This is a genomic window from Clostridium beijerinckii, from assembly GCF_008705175.1.
In the GTDB taxonomy this organism is placed as follows: Bacteria; Bacillota; Clostridia; order Clostridiales; family Clostridiaceae; genus Clostridium; species Clostridium beijerinckii.
Genome location: NZ_CP043998.1, coordinates 45,197 through 63,709, shown reverse-complemented (window position 1 = coordinate 63,709; position 18,513 = coordinate 45,197). Strand labels below are relative to the sequence as shown.

The 18,513-nt window shown below is 29.9% G+C and carries 16 protein-coding genes, 1 pseudogene and 1 other annotated feature; of the genes and pseudogenes, 6 read left to right on the top strand and 11 right to left on the bottom strand.

Annotated elements, in window-relative coordinates; genetic code table 11:
• Positions 1–129: 129 nt before the first annotated feature.
• Together F3K33_RS00280 and ileS are read right to left on the bottom strand one after the other, a co-directional pair.
• Positions 130–1,128, bottom strand: coding sequence for a LacI family DNA-binding transcriptional regulator (locus tag F3K33_RS00280; RefSeq protein ID WP_011967412.1), 999 nt, complete (start codon positions 1,126–1,128; stop codon positions 130–132).
• Positions 1,129–1,389: 261 nt separating this feature from the next.
• A complete protein-coding gene (ileS, locus tag F3K33_RS00275) occupies positions 1,390–4,503 on the bottom strand; it encodes an isoleucine--tRNA ligase (RefSeq protein WP_039773404.1) in 3,114 nt (1,037 codons plus the stop codon).
• 93 nt (positions 4,504–4,596) lie between these two features.
• Positions 4,597–4,844 (bottom strand) — a binding site (T-box leader).
• Positions 4,845–5,106: 262 nt separating this feature from the next.
• Between ileS and F3K33_RS00270 the strand changes: the two genes are divergently transcribed.
• Complete coding sequence (locus tag F3K33_RS00270) at positions 5,107–5,409, top strand: zinc-ribbon domain-containing protein (protein ID WP_023975940.1); 303 nt, start codon at positions 5,107–5,109, stop codon at positions 5,407–5,409.
• Between the two features lie 5 nt (positions 5,410–5,414).
• The gene (locus F3K33_RS00265) at positions 5,415–5,780 is read left to right on the top strand and encodes a DUF2085 domain-containing protein (protein WP_011967409.1); all 366 of its coding nucleotides are present in this window, start codon (positions 5,415–5,417) and stop codon (positions 5,778–5,780) included.
• Positions 5,781–5,933: 153 nt separating this feature from the next.
• Here the strand turns inward: F3K33_RS00265 and F3K33_RS00260 are convergent.
• Positions 5,934–6,161, bottom strand: a pseudogene (locus F3K33_RS00260) (ATP-binding protein); the annotation flags it as partial.
• A gap of 155 nt (positions 6,162–6,316) precedes the next feature.
• On the opposite strand from F3K33_RS00260, the gene F3K33_RS00255 reads away from it, so the two are divergent.
• Positions 6,317–6,535: a (2Fe-2S)-binding protein gene (locus F3K33_RS00255; protein ID WP_011967406.1), complete on the top strand. Its 219-nt coding sequence runs from the start codon at positions 6,317–6,319 to the stop codon at positions 6,533–6,535.
• 101 nt (positions 6,536–6,636) lie between these two features.
• Here the strand turns inward: F3K33_RS00255 and F3K33_RS00250 are convergent, their stop codons facing one another.
• On the bottom strand, positions 6,637–7,353 hold the full coding sequence (locus F3K33_RS00250; RefSeq protein WP_039773405.1) for a 2-phosphosulfolactate phosphatase family protein: 717 nt from the start codon (positions 7,351–7,353) through the stop codon (positions 6,637–6,639).
• Between the two features lie 40 nt (positions 7,354–7,393).
• Complete coding sequence (gene mnmL / locus F3K33_RS00245; RefSeq protein ID WP_039773406.1) at positions 7,394–8,323, bottom strand: tRNA modification radical SAM protein MnmL/YtqA; 930 nt, start codon at positions 8,321–8,323, stop codon at positions 7,394–7,396.
• 118 nt (positions 8,324–8,441) lie between these two features.
• Between mnmL and F3K33_RS00240 the strand changes: the two genes are divergently transcribed.
• Together F3K33_RS00240 and F3K33_RS00235 are read left to right on the top strand one after the other, a co-directional pair.
• Positions 8,442–9,518 carry a YkvI family membrane protein gene (locus F3K33_RS00240; RefSeq protein WP_039773407.1) on the top strand — a complete coding sequence of 359 codons (1,077 nt, stop codon included), beginning with the start codon at positions 8,442–8,444 and terminating at the stop codon, positions 9,516–9,518.
• Positions 9,519–9,575: 57 nt separating this feature from the next.
• The gene (locus F3K33_RS00235) at positions 9,576–10,544 is read left to right on the top strand and encodes a radical SAM protein (protein WP_039773408.1); all 969 of its coding nucleotides are present in this window, start codon (positions 9,576–9,578) and stop codon (positions 10,542–10,544) included.
• A gap of 132 nt (positions 10,545–10,676) precedes the next feature.
• Here the strand turns inward: F3K33_RS00235 and F3K33_RS00230 are convergent, their stop codons facing one another.
• The 5 genes from F3K33_RS00230 to murI form a co-directional block, all read right to left on the bottom strand.
• The gene (locus F3K33_RS00230) at positions 10,677–13,862 is read right to left on the bottom strand and encodes a S8 family serine peptidase (RefSeq protein WP_039773409.1); all 3,186 of its coding nucleotides are present in this window, start codon (positions 13,860–13,862) and stop codon (positions 10,677–10,679) included.
• Positions 13,863–14,014: 152 nt separating this feature from the next.
• A complete protein-coding gene (locus F3K33_RS00225; protein WP_039773410.1) occupies positions 14,015–14,683 on the bottom strand; it encodes a helix-turn-helix domain-containing protein in 669 nt (222 codons plus the stop codon).
• Between the two features lies 1 nt (position 14,684).
• Positions 14,685–15,056 carry a DUF3783 domain-containing protein gene (locus F3K33_RS00220; RefSeq protein WP_011967399.1) on the bottom strand — a complete coding sequence of 124 codons (372 nt, stop codon included), beginning with the start codon at positions 15,054–15,056 and terminating at the stop codon, positions 14,685–14,687.
• 52 nt (positions 15,057–15,108) lie between these two features.
• On the bottom strand, positions 15,109–15,633 hold the full coding sequence (locus tag F3K33_RS00215; RefSeq protein WP_039773411.1) for a peptidylprolyl isomerase: 525 nt from the start codon (positions 15,631–15,633) through the stop codon (positions 15,109–15,111).
• Positions 15,634–15,738: 105 nt separating this feature from the next.
• Positions 15,739–16,518 (bottom strand): glutamate racemase, encoded by a 780-nt coding sequence (gene murI / locus F3K33_RS00210; RefSeq protein WP_039773412.1) that lies wholly within the window; start codon positions 16,516–16,518, stop codon positions 15,739–15,741.
• Between the two features lie 483 nt (positions 16,519–17,001).
• Between murI and F3K33_RS00205 the strand changes: the two genes are divergently transcribed.
• Complete coding sequence (locus tag F3K33_RS00205) at positions 17,002–18,111, top strand: HD-GYP domain-containing protein (RefSeq protein ID WP_017209545.1); 1,110 nt, start codon at positions 17,002–17,004, stop codon at positions 18,109–18,111.
• 121 nt (positions 18,112–18,232) lie between these two features.
• On the opposite strand, the gene F3K33_RS00200 is transcribed toward F3K33_RS00205, so the two are convergent.
• The gene (locus F3K33_RS00200; RefSeq protein WP_017209546.1) at positions 18,233–18,466 is read right to left on the bottom strand and encodes a hypothetical protein; all 234 of its coding nucleotides are present in this window, start codon (positions 18,464–18,466) and stop codon (positions 18,233–18,235) included.
• Between the last annotated feature and the right edge of the window lie 47 nt (positions 18,467–18,513).

Here is an 18,513-nt window from a genome sequence, read left to right as displayed (position 1 = left end):
ACTAATTATAGCTTTAACGCTAATAGAGGGCTACTCCCAAATAGCTCTAAACTATCTTGAAGTAGTCCTCTATAAACATATACATTTAATATTTATACTAACTAAGTATAAAATTTGACTATTTTTCTATTAAACTGTACTTTCTCTTTCAACTAGCTGATGTTCTAAAACATAATGTGGCTCATCTAGCTCTTTCTTATTTAAAAGTTTTATAAGCATTCTCATAGCAACAGATCCCATATCATAAGTTGGTTGAGAAATTGTTGTGATCTTTGGATAGAAAATTGAAGCTGCAAAATTATCATTAAATCCAATTACACTTACATCTTTTGGAATATCTAAGTTATTATCTCTTAGTGCATTAATTGCGCCCATTGCAATATCATCAGAAGCACATACAACACCTCTAAACTTCTTATTTTGCTTTATGAACTTTTGTATACCTTCGTATCCACTCTTTACTTTCATTGAGCTTAAATGAACTAGTTCAGGATCTATTTCTATTCCTGATTCCTTCATTGCATTTTCATAACCAACATATCTATCACCCCAAGCATTTTTGCTCTCTTTTTCAGCTCCTATAAAGGCAATTTCTTTTATTCCCTTTTCAATTAATAACTTTGTACTATCATAGCTAGCTTTAACATTATCAATTGTTACACTTGGTAGAACTCCTTCTTTATCCTTAGTTTCAACTAAAACAGTTTTTATATCTAATTCATTGATTAGTTCTAATATTTCTTCATTAAGAGAACTACTCATATAAATTACACCATCAACCATTTTTTCTCTAAGTACCCTTAAGTATTCTTTTTCCTTTTCTATATCAAGGTCTGAATTACAAAGTATTATATTGTAATCGTATATATTTGAAACATCTTCAGCACCTCTTACAATTTCTGGGTAAAACTGGTTTGATATATCAGGAAGTAAAATCCCTATTGTCTTTGTTCTTTGAGTTTTTAAACTTCTTGCAACTATATTTGGTCTGTATCCAAGCTTTTTTATTGCATCTAAAACTTTCTTCTTAGTATCTTCGTTTACTACATCGATATCATTTAAAACTCTAGAAACGGTTGCAATTGATACTCCTGCTTCTTTTGCAACATCCTTAATAGAAGTAGCCATTATTATTCCTCCTTTGAATTTTTCTAGATAATCTCATTATACTAACATATTGCCTTATAAATCAACATAACTTAAAATAAATTATTATTTTATTGTAAGTTTTGTCAAAAATCATAGTTTTTAATCTTAAATTTATAAACATATTAACTAATTTACAATCTTATATAAGAAATATATATCAAAATCATATAAAATATGTACATAGATACTAAAATGACTAGGAATTTTAATAAAATCTTTTATTCCTAGTCATCTTAGTTTTTATTTTACAACTTCAACATTCATGTTTAATGTTTCACTATTTATAACTGTTTCTGAATAATTAGATTCTTGATTATAAAGAACTTCACAAGTTAAAGTCTCTTTCTTTATTGTTTGTTCGAATTTCTTAATAACATCAATTAACATATCGTTATTTGATACATAAAGATTTATTCTATCAGCAACTTCAAATCCTTTATCTTTTCTCATATTTTGAATCTTTGAAATAACTTCTCTTACATGCCCTTCCTCTTGAAGTTCTGGTGTTACAGTTGTATCTAAAACAACTCCAAGTTCACCTTCTCCTGCGAATGCATAACCTTCTAAACCTTGCATTGTAACTAAAAGATTCTCATTTGTAAGAACTATTTCTGTATCATTAACAATTATAGTTTCACTTCCACCATTTTGAATCTTTTGAGCCAATTCCATTTGGTTCCTTTCAGAAATTGCCTTTCTGATTTGAGGAATTAATTTTCCATATAACTTACCTATAACAGGTAGATTAGGTTTTATTTCAAAGTTAACATATTTTGAAAGGTCTGCTCCAAGCTCAACCTTTTTAATATTTAATTCTTCTTTTACAATATCTCCGTAATAATCTGGAAGAGATTTTGTTGATATAAGTAATTCAGAAAGTGGCTGTCTATTCTTAACATTTGCAGCATTTCTAGCACTTCTTCCAAGCTTAACAAGTGTATATGCTAAATCCATTTCTTTTTCTAATTCTTTATTTATTGCAGATTTATCAACTTCTGGCCAAGCGCATAGGTGAATACTTTCTGGCGCATTTTTATCAAGATTCACAACTAAATTTTGATAGATTTCTTCAGTCATGAATGGTACAAATGGTGATGCCACCTTAACTAAATTTGTTAGAACTTTATATAAAGTTACATAAGCTCCTATCTTATCGTCTGTTAACTCTTGTGACCAATATCTTGATCTGTTTCTTCTTACATACCAGTTTGATAATTCATCAGTAAAATCTTCAATAGCTAATGCTGCTTGAGTAATTTTATAAGTATTTAATCCATCATCAACTGTTTCGATTAATGTGTTTAATTTAGATATAATCCATTTATCCATTATATTATCTGAAACAAAATCAGAGTACTTAGTTGGATCAAATTTATCTATTTCAGCATATAAAACATAGAAAGAATAAACATTCCATAATGTTCCTAAGAACTTTCTTTGAGCTTCTGCAACATCATCGATAGAGAATCTTGTTGGAAGCCATGGTGCACTTGCAGTATAGAAATGCCATCTTGTAGCATCTGCCCCTTGACTATTTAATACTTCAAAAGGATCTACAACATTTCCTTTATGCTTAGACATCTTAAGTCCCTTTTTATCTAAAACGTGACCTAATACTATACAATTTTCAAATGAATTTGTGTCAAATAAACATGTTGAAATTGCAAGTAATGTATAGAACCAACCTCTTGTTTGGTCAACTGCTTCTGAAATAAATTGTGCTGGGAAGTTCTTTTCAAAAGTTTCCTTGTTTTCAAACGGATAGTGCCATTGTGCAAAAGGCATTGATCCTGAGTCAAACCAGCAGTCTATAACTTCATGTGTTCTCTTCATTTCCTTACCGCAATGTGGACATTTTAACTTTATTCCATCTACGTAAGGTTTATGTAATTCAATCCCCTTACAGTCTGTAGTTGCTTTTTCTTCTAGTTCTTCTCTGCTACCAATACACTCTTGATGACCACATTCACATTGCCATATTGGAAGTGGTGTTCCCCAATATCTGTCTCTTGAAATACCCCAGTCAATAACATTTTCAAGGAACTTACCCATTCTTCCTGTTCTAGTGTTATCAGGATACCAATTTATTTTATTATTATTTTCAAGTAATTTATCTCTCATTTTAGTCATCGCAACAAACCAACTATCTTTTGGATAGTATAGAAGCGGTGTATCACATCTCCAGCAATGTGGATATGAGTGAGTGTGCTTGTGTGCTGTAAATAATTGATTACGTTCTTCTAAATATTTAACAATACTTTCATCACACTTCTTAACAAACTTTCCTGCCCATGGAGTAACTTCTTCAACAAAATTACCATTTGTATCTACTAAATTTATAAATGCAATTCCATTTTTCTTTGAAACAAGACTATCATCTTCACCATAAGCTGGTGCAATGTGTACTATTCCTGTACCGTCTGATAATGTTACATAATCTCCATGAATTACTACGAAAGCTTTTCCTTCAACTTTTGCAAAAGGTAATAATTGTTCGTATTCAGTACCTAGCAATTCTTCACCTTTAAACTCTTTAACTATTTCGTATTCAGTATCTCCTAAAACCTTACCTACTAAATCCTTAGCTAAAATATAAATTTCTTCTCCTACCTTTACTTCTGCATATGTATAAGATTTATTTATACATAATGCTAAGTTAGATGGTAATGTCCATGGAGTTGTTGTCCATGCTAATATATATTTATTTTCTTCACCTTTAACTTTAAACTTTACAGTTGCAGTTAAATCTTTAACGTCCTTATATCCTTGAGCAACTTCATGAGACGAAAGCGCTGTTCCACACCTTGGGCAGTAAGGCATTACTTTGTGGCCCTTATACAATAAGCCCTTATTCCACATTTGCTTTAAAGCCCACCATTCAGACTCAATATAATTATCATGGTATGTTACATATGGATCATCCATATCAACCCAGAATCCAATTTGTTCAGACATTTCCTTCCATAAGCTAACATATGAGAATACGCTATCTTTACATTCATGAACAAACTTTTCTACACCAAAGTCTTCTATTTGTTCTTTTCCTGAAATTCCAAGTTTCTTTTCTATTTCTAACTCTACTGGAAGTCCATGAGTATCCCATCCAGCTTTTCTAAGAACCTTATACCCTTTCATTACTTTATATCTTGGAATTATATCCTTCATAACTCTTGTCAAAATATGCCCAACATGTGGCTTTCCATTTGCTGTTGGTGGACCGTCATAAAAAGTAAAATATTCTCCATCTGAATTTGAGTCAAAGCTCTTCTTTATTATGTCTTTCTCTGTCCAAAGCTTTGCTATGTCCTTTTCAATTTTGACGGTACCTTTTGATGAATCTACCTTATTGTACATTAAAAATTCCCCTTTCAGCTAAGTAAACTATATTATTCTCTTTAAGAATTGTTTCCTTTTTGCATACTTTTTTAAACATAAAAAAACTCCATCCTAAAGGACGAAGTTGAATTCGCAAACCACCTAAGGTTAAAACATTTAAATACAAAATTAAATGTTTTATTTCAAGTACATACATACTCTATCCTTTAACGCAGGCTCTACGTGATAACTTATTCGGCATTAAACCTTTCAGCCTCCAACTCCTAGGTGATTTTCTCTAAGATCTATTATAGCTTTACACCAACCAGCTACTCTCTAAAAATAATATCTAAGATACTTTTCCTAATCATGGTCTTTTATTTTAATAATTATATATTAATGATTTTTAAATGTCAATTCATCATCACCATTAATTGTATCTTTATTACTAATTAATGTAATAAAGTAATTGAATCCTAATTTCCTCAAATTAATGTGATGTCACTTTAGTAAACTTATAACTTAACTAACATATAAATTTAAATATTTTCATGAATATAACTACATATTTGTTCATAAGTTGTATTATTGACAATACTATACTCTAGTAATATAACAGTATCTTCTTAAAGGGGGAAATATATGTTTTGTAAGAATTGCGGACAACAAATAGATGATAACGCTGCCGTATGTATACATTGTGGTGTTGCTACTGGTAATAATCTATCTTCCAAAAATGCTTTAGACAATCCATCTCATCTAGCTGGAATTGCATCTTGCTGCTTTCCAGTAGTAGGCATAATCTTATACTTCTTATGGAAAGATGAAAAGCCTCAAAGTGCCAGCCTCGTATGTAAATGGATGATCGGTGGAATAATTGTCTGGATAATCTTTTATGTTCTAGCTTTTGTACTCGGAATGCTAGGCAGCTTATCATCATACTAAGTTAAATGCTTAATTGTAAAAAAGTCTTAAACTATATGTTTTTCTGCCATCAATTACCTGAGAGATCATTCTTTTTTAGAGGTCATCAATTTCCATTATGTGCAAGATGCACGGGAATATTACTGGGATATATCCTCGGACTCACATACGTAATATTATCTAAAAATATTCATATAATTATAGAATTATTACTGATGCTACCACTTTTAATTGATGGATTTGGTCAATATCTCATGTACTTTAAAAGTACTAATACAAGGAGATTAATCACCGGAATCTTAGCAGGCATATCAACTATATGTTTATTTAGATTGGCAATAGTTTTAGGTCTTCAATCTGGACATTGGTTTTATAATTTTATTCATATATAACTGTACTGATTTCTTACTACAGTTATAATAATACTAATATAAAACATAGCTATCTAAATCTAGTATTCTTAATGATTTAGATAGCTTTACATTTTTGAATAAAATAGCTATGTAGACCCTTTAGCAAATAAAATAACCTTTCCTAGTATTATCTTATTTAATTATTTTAGGAATTAATAATATAAATTCAGATCCAACGCCATATTCTGAATTCACTTTTAACTTAATACCAAAATTCTTTGAGATAGATTTCAATAAACTAAGGCCAATTCCCGTTCCATTAATATTTTGTCCTCTAACTATATCGCTTCTATAAAATCTATCAAATATTCGCTTTTCTTCGTCATTCTTAATTCCTATTCCATTATCTACAACATTAATATAATAATAAAAATTATTATTTAATATAGGATATTTTTTTATAATTATTGTTATAATATTAATTAACTATACTTTTATTTTAGATTATAAAATGTATAATTAAGATAAAGTTAGTTTTTCAATTAACTTAAAAAATGTTTTTAGGAGATACTATTATGGAAAATAATTTGAATGAAGCAATTTTAGATAAATTAACAAAAACTTGCACTTGTAAGGCAATACCTAGATCAAAAATTAAGGAAGCTATTAAAAATGGGGCTTCAACTATAAAAGAAGTCCAAAAGGCTACTGGTGCAGGCAGTGGTTCGTGCGGAGGTAGAAATTGTTCTCCACGAATAAATGATTTACTAAAGCAATCAAGAGAAAACATATAATCGTAAAACTTTTACTCATAGTAAATTCGAAAAGTAAAACACATACAGATTAAATAAATCATGTATGTGTTTTACTTTTAATTATAATCTTAAACAGTTTTTCATTCACAGGTTATTTTTCCATCTTTATATTCTGGAACTATATCTATGATGCTTTTTTTTATGCAATATTCAATATCATTATTTAATCCTAAGGATTTCATTACTGAATAGTGAGATGCTTCTCGTACATAGCTTAAGATATTTATATTTTCTTTATATATCATACAGGCAGTCTTTGCTATATCTGTTAACTCTATATTTCTATTAATATCTAGCATTTGGTTAATTATATATCCACTACAAATAAAATCATCCATTGAAAAGTTTCCATTTGTTCCTGCATTAATAATAACCACATCATCATTTATATTAATCAATTTTTTCGCCACTGATTCTCCATTTATCATAGCACCTATAAAAACTCTTTTAGCCTCCATTGACTTTGTTAAAGCTCTTGTTCCATTTGTTGTAGTCATAAGCACTGTTTTGCCTTCAACTTTTTCTTTTGTATATTCTAATGGAGAATTTGATAGATCAAAACCTTCAATTTTAACAGCTTTTCTCTCTCCTCCTAAAATATAATTATCTCTACTAAGTTTCTTTGCATATTCCAGTGTTTCCTCAATAGTCAAATAAGGAATAACTTCTCTTGCTCCATTATCTAGTGCTGTTATAATTACAGATGTAGCTCTAAATATATCAATTATAACTGCAATCTTATTCATTACTCTGCTTTCAACTATATCATCTGCTGAAATTATAATATCTATTTTCATTTTACTTACTCCATTCCTAATCATTAGAATTAATATATAGTTACTCTCTGAAATTTTTTCCTTGCCATAAGTTGTTATCTTCTAGAGTCCTATCTATTGAATTTAAAACTTCCCATTTTTTTAAACTCCACATTGGTCCGATCAAGAGATCTCTTGGTGCATCGCCTGTTAACCTGTGAACTACCATGTCCTTTGGAAGTAGTGTTATTCCATGAGTCACAAGATCTATATAATCATCTTGCGATAGAAACTTAAGATCTCCTGCCTCGTATAACTTTACCATAGGTGTTTGCTTCATTAAATGTAGTAGATGCAGTTTAATTCCTTTAGCCCCTGAATGAGCTATATAATTTATTGTTTCTAACATATCCTCTTTAGTTTCACCCGGTAATCCTAAAATATCATGAACTACTACATCAATATTTCTCTCTTTTAATTTTCTCATTGCATTTTCAAATACATCTAATTTATATCCTCTATTAATTCTTTTAGCAGTATCATCATTGCTGGTTTGAAGTCCAAGTTCTATCCAAAGATAAATCTTATTGTTTATGTTCTCCAATAATTCTAATACATCCTCATCTAAGCAATCAGGTCTTGTTGCTATTGCGATAGCTACAACTCCCTCCTGATTTAATGCCTCTTCATATTTTCTTTTCAACTCATCAATAGGTGCATACGTGTTTGTGTAAGCCTGAAAATAAGCTATATACTTACCACTTTTCCACTTTTGTGACATCATATCCTTTATATCATGAAATTGCTTTGAAATAGACAATTCTCTGTCACCAGCATAATCTCCTGAACCTCTTTCACTACAAAAAAGACAGCCCCCATTACTTATCTTTCCATCTCTATTCGGACAAGAAAATCCTCCATCTAAAGATATTTTAAATACTTTTTCACCAAATTTATTTCTTAAAAAATAGTTTAAACTATGATATCTTTTTCCATCCCAAAAACTGTTCATATTTCCTCCTCTTTATGTGTCTAATATACCTTCTTTAAATATTGTAACATTTAAAGAATAAATTAAAAGTAAACCTTATATATTTAATAAAAGGAACATTCTTTAAGGGGGATAAATATTGAAAAAGGAAATGGTAAAAGTATTTCAAGTTGCCACTGTGTTTATCGGAACAATAGTTGGGGCTGGTCTTGCTTCTGGAAAAGAAATCACAGAATTTTTTACTCAATACGGTATATCTAGTTTCATAGGAATTATAGGTTGTGGTATTTTCTATATCTTAATAAGTTCTATAATTTCTAGAATAAGCATTAATTATAATCTTAGCTCTTATAGTGATGTTATGAATATAATAAGTCCTAATATATTTGGTAAAATCACTGGTTTTATAACAACTCTCTTTCTTATTTCCAGCGCATCTATAATACTTGCTGGAAGTGGTGCTTTGATACATCAGTTTTTTGGAATACCCAAGATAATTGGCTCACTAATAATGATTGCAATAGCCATATTTTTTCTACTTAGAGATACTGAAGGATTAATTGAAGTTAATTCCTTTATTGTTCCAGGTTTAATTTGTACTCTTACTTTGATTACAGTTTTATATTTTGCATTTTGTAGAAATACAGTTTCGTTAGATAATATCGCTAGCTTTCCAAAACAAAAAACTGGAATCTTTATTTCAACAGTACTTTATGCTGGATATAATACACTTTCAGCCTCAGGAGTCCTAGTACCACTTAGCACTCAAATGAAGAAAAGTAAAATAATGATTACTGGAATAGTAACCGGCGCAATTGGACTAACTATACTTTGTTTAATGATAAATTTATTATTAACAATTAATCAACCTTATATATATAAATATGAGATTCCTTTACTTTTTGTCGCTAATAGATTTGGTAACTTAATTCAAGCATTGTTACTCGTGATAATCTGGTTGGAGATGTTTTCTACTGAAGTTTCTGACATATATTCCATAAGTAAAACCCTAGAGCAAACATTTAATATAAAATTTAAAAAAGCAATTTTTATCGTAATAAGTCTTGCTCTTTTAATTTCCCAATTTGGATTTGGAACTCTTATAACTAAACTATATCCTATATTTGGGCTATTAAGTTTGATTTTTATATTCCAATGTATACTATTCTTTTTTAAGCATAAAAAAGATTTTTCTAACACGACTCAAATCAAATAATTATGATATACTTTTTATAAAATATATTAATAATTATTCTTAAAGGATTTGATATAAATGAATTATCTAGATTTATTAAATGAATGTACTTTATGTAATAGAGATTGTAAAGTAAATAGAAATAATGGTGAAATAGGATATTGCAAAGCTAGCAATATCATAAAAGTGGCTAAGGCTTCCCTTCATCTTTGGGAAGAGCCACCTATTTCACAAGGAAATGGTTCTGGTACTGTATTTTTTTCTCACTGTAATCTAAAATGCGTATTTTGCCAAAACTATAATATAAGTCAGGGGATTAGTGTTAATTCATCTTCTTCTGATTTTAATAAAAATAGTATTAAAAACACATCAATTGTTGGTGCAGAAATATCTATTGAAAGACTTTCTGAAATTTTTCTAGAACTTCAGAAAAAAGGTGCAAACAACATTAACTTAGTGACTCCTACTCATTATGTTCCTCAAATAATTGAATCCTTAAAAATAGCTAAAAAAAATAATTTAACTGTCCCAGTTCTTTATAATACCAATAGTTATGATTCTATTGAAACTATAAGATTATTGGATGGATATATTGATGTTTATTTGCCGGACTTCAAATATTTTGATAATAAATATTCTCTAAAATACTCTAAAGTTAATGATTATGCTTCCAATACTATTAAAATAATAGATGAAATGCTAAGACAAGTTGGCACTCCCAAGTTTGATTCAAAAGGAAATATACTAAAGGGAGTTATTGTAAGACACCTAATGCTTCCTGGACTCCTTTTTGATTCAAAAAAGATAATAGATATTCTATATAATAGATATAAAACTGATATTTATATAAGCTTAATGAATCAATATATTCCTATGTTTAATGCTTGCGATTATCCAGAAATAAATAAGAAACTTAATCCAAAACACTACGATAGCCTAATCAATTATGCTTTAGATATCGGCGTAGTTAATGGATTTATACAAGATGAAGGTGCTAACATATCTGATTTCATTCCTGAATTTAATCTAGAAGGAATAGAAAAATAAATTTTTATCATACATATATCTTCTAATAATTTCATTAATTATAGCAGCTCCTATTCTAATCACAGCTATATAATATAGCTGACAGAGAAAATGGGAACTGCTTCTACATCTAAAAACCATCTTAATATAATTCTAATAATAAAATTTAGGAATTCCTCTTTTATTATCTAAACCTGGTATAATCGGAGGCATAAATTCATTCATTCCAAGCGAACTTCTTAACATTGAAGAATCTCTAAGTTCAGCTATCCTTGATACGCCAACATAGATGTCCGATATTCTATACCATGTTGCATAATCAACAATTCCCGTTTGTGGTAATGTAAATATTTGTTGAAATGTTTTAACTGCATCTGCTGTCTTTTGATTAAACTGTCCATCCTCAGCAACCTTAGGTATTAAAGGATAATTTCTAGCTATTCTATTCAATTGATTCTGGATAGTTCTTACTGCTGGACCTGAAGATCCTATAGTAAGCGGTTCACCAGGGTATGACTGTGGGCTCCCAGAAACTTTTTCAGCTGTAGTTAGTTCGATATCATTTCCATAATAATTTTTCAAAATATCATATGGAACCATTCCTTGTTGAGCTAATTGCTGACTTCCCCATTGGCTTAACCACTGAGGGCAGGTAACACTCTTTCCATCACAATATTGTGTCAAAAGTGGTTGTTTAGCTCCAACTCTCTTTATATAAGTAGAAAATATTTCATCTACAATAGCACTTATACTATCGTAAATATTTCTTCCATAATTAAATGCGTGATCATAAGCTGTTGAACTGGTAATATCAAAATTCTTTCCTTTTCCTCTGTACCATTCAGTATAAATTCTATTTAGCGTAAATGATACAATGCAGAATACATTTGCTCTTATAGCAGATTCATTCCAAGTTGAATATATTTCACTGGAAGCAACATTTTTAATATAGTCTTTAAAAGGCACTTTATAATTTGGTGCTGATGGATCATTTGGTCCCCCTTGGTGTACAATAATGTATTCTGGAACTATTGGTTGAGGTAATACAACTCCTGAACTTGGTAGAGGTAACTGCTTTTCTGGATCCTCTGGTATTTTAGGTGGGAAATTTCCATTCAAAGTATTTGGTTGTATATTTATAACCTCTTGTCTCATCGTTCCCCTTCCTGAGTTACTTGTCAAATTACAAATTTGATAGGCAACTTGTGTAGGAAATACTTGACATCCCCTTATTACTATAGGATTAAATCCATCTCTTTCAACTGTTATATCATATAAGCTGTAAGGCACTTGGTTGCTATTAGGGTTTAAAGAATATTCTAAAGGTGGTGCTGACAATTCAATTATTTGTGTCAATCCAACTGAATCTGTAACTAGCTGAATACTATTAACACTTTCAGATCCTTGTGGTGTTCTTACCGTTATTCTGGCTCCATCAATTGGAATATAATCCTCCCCCCTGAAACATTGAATCTTTAACCTACCGATATTTGTTGAGGTATTTCCACTACTCGTATTCTCCATAACTTCCCTCTTTATATTTTTTCTCAGAATATTATATTTATTAGGTATGCTATTTGTTACCTGTATATCTCTTGAATTTATATTTCCTCTAGTCAAAATGGCATTTAAATCATTTTGTAACGCTCTTAAGCTGTTGAATATGCACACTTCACCATATCCCCATGAAGGATTTGGATATGTCACATCTGTACGTCTTCTTCTAGCTCCTCTTAATAAATAATATTTTAACCTTTGACCAAACAAATATGGATCATTTCCTTTAACTATTCCCCATTGCATCATTAATGCACATATTCCAGCCACTTGAGGAGTAGCCATTGATGTACCTGTTTTATTATCATATCCACCATTTGGTACTGGCCCTGCAATATCCTCTCCTGGAGCTACTAAATCAGGTCTTACTATATTCTGATCTTGTGCACCTCTTCCACTAAATGATGATAAATTATTGGTTCTATAATTATAACTTCCTACAGCTATTATATTATCTACCGTTGCTGGTATGCCAAGTGTATTATATTGATTAGGTTCTAAAAATTTAGTTGCAGGATTTAATCCTTCTAAAACTGGAAGCCATATTGAATATGCTCCTAAGTATTCATTGGTAACATTTATTTCTAATGTCCATACACCTTCAACAAGAAAGCCAGATCTAGCAGAAAGAATTATTCTGATTTCACTATTCAATTCAAAAGGTTTAGGTCCAGATACATATATATCATATCTATCACTGCCTATTGTTCCTTGAATGTAACCTTCTTGTATATTAATATTTCCAGTTCCTTGGCTTGTTGGATTTATTATATTAACTGATATATTGGGCAATATTGTCTTATAAAAATTCATTACTATTGATCTTTCTTCGCTTGCTATATTAAAAATTTGCCTTTGTGTTTTAACTAATTGCCCGCCAACATGATGACCTGCATCACCTTCATTTCCTGCCGCAATAACAATAGATACTCTTTCTAAATTAGATATCGTCCTAATGTATTGCTCTAGTAAGCTGCTTCCATCGTGTGCTCCATCATTAGTGCTAAGACTAATGCTAATAACTAGCGGCATATTCAGTTCTTTACCTTTATCCATAAGAAATTTGATTCCCTGCATAATCTGAGAGCTTAATATTGCAGTTCCCCTAGCAGCTTTAACCATTGCTATAGAGGAATTAGGAGCAACTCCTCTATACATCGGATTTATTCTTCCCCCACCACATGCGATTCCTGCAACGTGAGTTCCATGTCCACTATTGTCTATTGATGGAACTACTGAGAATGGATTATTGGATTTTATTGCTTCATTTATCATTTGCTTATTATATACATTTCCCCCTGTACTTAAATCATAAATGTATTCTATTCTAGTGGATGTTCCGGTCGAATCCATAAAAGCAGGGTGAGTATAATCTATCCCAGAATCTACAAAGCCGACTAATATCCCTTCACCTGAAACATCAAAATTTGGAGCCAATTGAAGTATACAGGATGCCCTATTACTTTCTTGGTCTTGCTCATATAAGTTCTTTGGTAATTCTATATATTGAATAGAATTACTCATTGATAGCTGTTCTAATTTATCTCTGGGTATATTAACAACAGCAAAGTTAAATCCTAAATCCTGAAAAGTTCCTCCTAAGCCTTCAACAAATGATTTTGTTTGTTCTTGAGTATCTCTATATAAAATAGTGAGCTCCACATTGTTACCCTGACTCTGATACTTATAACCTAGTTCATCTAATATAGCTTTTGGAACATTAGCTAATAATCCTATTGATGCATCTACCTTTGAAGATATTTGTGTCTCCAATTCAGGCATAATTACCACACCTTAATTAAATATATTCATAGATATACTATGCAATTAAATGTTTTAATGTAACAAAAACAGAGAATAACTGAAAAATTCAATTATTCTCTGTTTCTACCTACGCTTTAATTCTTCAATATAAGAGTTCTTACATTAGTTGTTTATAATGTAATCTCTAGTCTTTCTAATTTAGCAATTACATCTACTTCTTTTAATTCCATGGTTTCAGTAAGAAGACTTCCAGCATTGCTTACTAAAAGTAATTTAGAATTACCTAATACCTTTATTTGTCTTACTTTCCTTTTTCCCTTATAATCTATTAAGAAAAATCCGCTATTACTTATATCCTTCACAGCATGTGCAAATGCAACATCACCCTTTAGCATTCTAAATCCATTCATTTCATCATCTTCAATTTCTAAATAAAATACTTTATCTTGAGGATAATTCTCGATTTTATTTGAATGAATAGGCATCTCTTTAGAACCCTTTTTATTAGATAGTGAATAATCATATATTGGAACACTTCTAAGTACTGATGAGAAAGCATCAGTCCAAACTTCTGAACTTTCTACATTTCTTTTAGGAACTTCCTTTAAAGTTTTTCTTTCTTCCATCAATACTTCATCGGTAACAACCATGCTTATGTCATTTAAATCAGCTTTTAATGCCTTGCCCGCTTTATCTATTAGTGATTCAGGTGCAACTTTTCTTCCCATTTCAACTTCATTTAAATATTTTTCTGCTACACCTAGTTTTTTAGCTAAAGCTTTAACCGTAAGTCCGCTCTTTTCTCTAGCTTGTTTTATATTTTCTCCTACACGACTCACTTTACTTTCTCCCCTTTTGTTGTTCTTTATACCATTCTCTTTCTTCAATTAAGTGCTCTAATAGATATTTAAAAGTCCACTTGTAATTCTGTGCTGTAGATACAGCAAGTACTCCACCTTGAATAAAGCTTCTAATATATCTAATAGTAACTTTCAATTGTTCATCCTTAAATCCATTGAAAATTAGTGCCTTTTCACTCAACTGCATTTCATCGTAAGAATCTTCATTTTTGTTTCCATTAATTATATCTTCTAATGTCATTAAAGTCATATTCTTATTAATTTCTATAACTTTAATATTCTGACTCTCAATTTTCTTAATTTCATCCTCTTTTAATCCATACGCTAATATACATTTATTATTTGTAGCCATACATGACACCTCTCTTCTTTTTACTTACTATAGTCTTGTAGAATGGTATTTTTTACTCTTCAATTATTTCAGGCTCTTTTATTTCTTCCCCTTGCATATCTACTGTAACACTTTTTATTACTTGATCTTCATAAGGCCTATCTGACATATCAGTTTTTTGTGCAACAATCTTATCGGCTACTTCCATTCCTTCAATAACCTTACCAAATGATGCATACTGGCCATCTAAATGTGGAGCATCAGCTACCATAATGAAAAATTGGCTTCCTGCTGAATCTGGATGCATAGCTCTAGCCATTGATAATACTCCTCTTGTATGTTTTAAAGTATTCTTAAAACCATTGCCTGTAAACTCTCCCTTTATTGAATATCCTGGGCCACCAATGCCTGTTCCTTCTGGGCATCCCCCTTGAATCATGAAATTTGGAATAACTCTATGAAATATTAGACCATCATAAAATCCTCTATTGATTAAGTCTACAAAATTTCTCACTGTATTTGGTGCTGCCTCAGGATATAATTCTGCTTTTATAACTCCACCATTTTCCATAGTCATTGTAATAATTGGATTCTTCATCTTTAAATATTCTCCTCTCGATATCAATCTTAATTAGTATTATTATCTAAAACATAAATTTAAATTCATCCTTATATTATATATCTCAATAAATCTGAATCATATTTATATTTTAAAATTAATTAAACTATAACAAAAATCTATCACTTTATCATCATTTATTGAATTACAAATTTCTATATTCCCCTTTTCTTTAGAATCATTTAGTAAACCACTTTCAATTAACTTCCTCTTCAATTCTTGAGCAGTACCAAATCCACCATCAATAAGAGGTATTTCCTTTCCAATAACGTTTGATAAAGCCTTTTTTATAAATGGATAATGAGTACATCCAAGAACTATGGAGCTTATATCATTATCTAAGTAACCTTTGAACTTTTCCTTTAAGTAATACTCTAGATCTTCGCCCTCTACTATTCCCTGTTCTATAAATTCTACTAACCCTGCACATGGTAATGATATTATATTAGCCTCATTTTTATATTTATCCATTAATAATTTAAATTTCTTTTCCCTCAATGTCATAGGCGTTGCCATTATTATTATTTGACCTTTTCTATTTAACTTAACAGCTGGCTTTAATGCTGGCTCTATTCCTATTATGGATATCTGTTTATATTTACTTCTAATCTCTTCTATTGCTGCACTAGTTGCAGTATTGCAGGCTATTACAACCGCTTTAACATTTTTACTTAGTAAAAACTCAACAGCATCAATTGTAAGATCTCTTACCTCACTTACTTTCTTAGTTCCATAGGGTGCATTCTTTGAATCTCCGAAATATATAAAGTTTTCATTAGGCATGATAGATATTGCTTCTCTCATCACGCTTAAACCTCCTACCCCTGAATCAAAAAATCCTATGGGGTCAGTTTTTATATTCAAAACGTCCTCACTCCATTTTTTCAAATATTTAGGTATGCACAAATAACTAATCAGATATATGAAACCACATTTCAAATCTAAAAATAATTTTGGTTGAATCTTAAGTATTAACTAATATTTAAAATTACAATGATAAAAAAGTAAACATAAATCCGATTTATTATTCTTTAATATATTTTATCTACAAATATTTTATTACTTTATTTATCCAATGTCTATAATTTCTGCTTTCCATCTACTAAACTTGATAATTAAATGAATTATCAAATATTAACTTATTTACATAACCTTTTTAATTACATTATTAAATATAATTTTATCAAAAAACTCTATATCATTCAAAATAAACGTCTTTTTATATAAAAATATTTTCATAATATATGCGAATTTTAGATATTATTTTAAGATTTTTGCATTATCATTGTATAAATTTACATGTTATTTATGATATAATGATTATTATTAATTTGGTGAGGTATAATCATGCGATTAATTCCAATTGAATGTGTAAGAGAAAATTCATTGCTAGGCAAAGACATATATACCCCTGATGGTAGATGTCTACTTAGAGCTGGTATTCTGTTAAACGATATTATGTTGCAAAAAATTAAGGAATATAAAATATTCTCTTTATATATAATTGATGACTATAGTTCTGCTGAAATTGAAGATGTTATAAAGCCAGAATTAAGGCAAAAATCTATATCTGTAATTAAAGAAACATTCTCTGATATAGAAAGAATAGCTTCTGTTCATAAATTTGAAAAGAGGAGTATTAGTGAGTATACAAAGCAGGAACAACAATATTTCAATTCAATTACTAATATAGCAGAAGAGTTATTAGATAATGTTTTATCTAATAAAAATATACTGATTTCTTTAGTTGATATAAAGAGCATGGATAATTATACTTATGCTCATTGTGTAAATGTTGCTGTAATATCACTTATACTTGGAATCAGCTTAAATTTATCTAAGCGCAATCTAACTTATCTCTGCATTGGTGCGCTAATTCATGATATAGGAAAATCATTTATTCCAAGTGAAATTCTTCAAAAGCCAGGTAAATTAACACCTGAAGAATTTGAAGTAATAAAAAATCATTCTCTATATGGATATAAATTTTTGAATAACTTTTTTAGCTTAAGCTCTCATATCAAACTTATAGTTCTGCAACATCATGAGAGATTTGATGGACTAGGTTACCCTAATAGTATATCTGGTAATAAAATCAGCTATCTCGCTAGAATTGTAAGTATTGCAGATGTTTATGATGCATTAACTTCTGACAGGCCTTATAAAAGAGCTATGTGTCCTAGTGATGCACTCGAATACTTAATGTCAAATGCCGGAACACTCTTTGATCATGATATGCTTAACGTATTCTGTAAAATTGTTATCCCATTCCCTCAGGGAACAATTGTAAGCCTTAGCAATGGTGATGTAGGAGTAGTTGAAGAGACTATGCCTAACTTTCCATTAAGACCAACTATAAAAATACTTAAAAGCGATTATCCTAATAAAATTGGTTCTAAAGTCAATTTAATAGAAAATCTTTCAATTGTAATTTCCGATATAAAATATGAAATATAAAATAAGCTACTAAATCATAAAATTTTTGTAGCTTATTTTTTATATATTCTTTAATTTTTCACTAGTTAATGAATGAAAGTTTAGATATATAGTATGAAAATTCATCTAGATTTTATGTACTTTAATTTATGCTTCTTCTATTTAGAAATGGATTCAAATTTGCTAATGCTTCAGCTTCTTTAAAACTTTTAGCTCTAAAAACTAACGTCCAACCATTTTTATCATACTTTCCAGCACACATTATGTATTTTTCTTGTTGTTTTATGTAATTACCCTGTTTATCTATAATTAAGCTTCTAATATTATCAATGCTTTTACAGTTTAACTTAACAAAAAAATTTCCCGATTCGTTCATAATACACATCTCCTTAGCAAACATATGTTCATTAATTGTATTATACA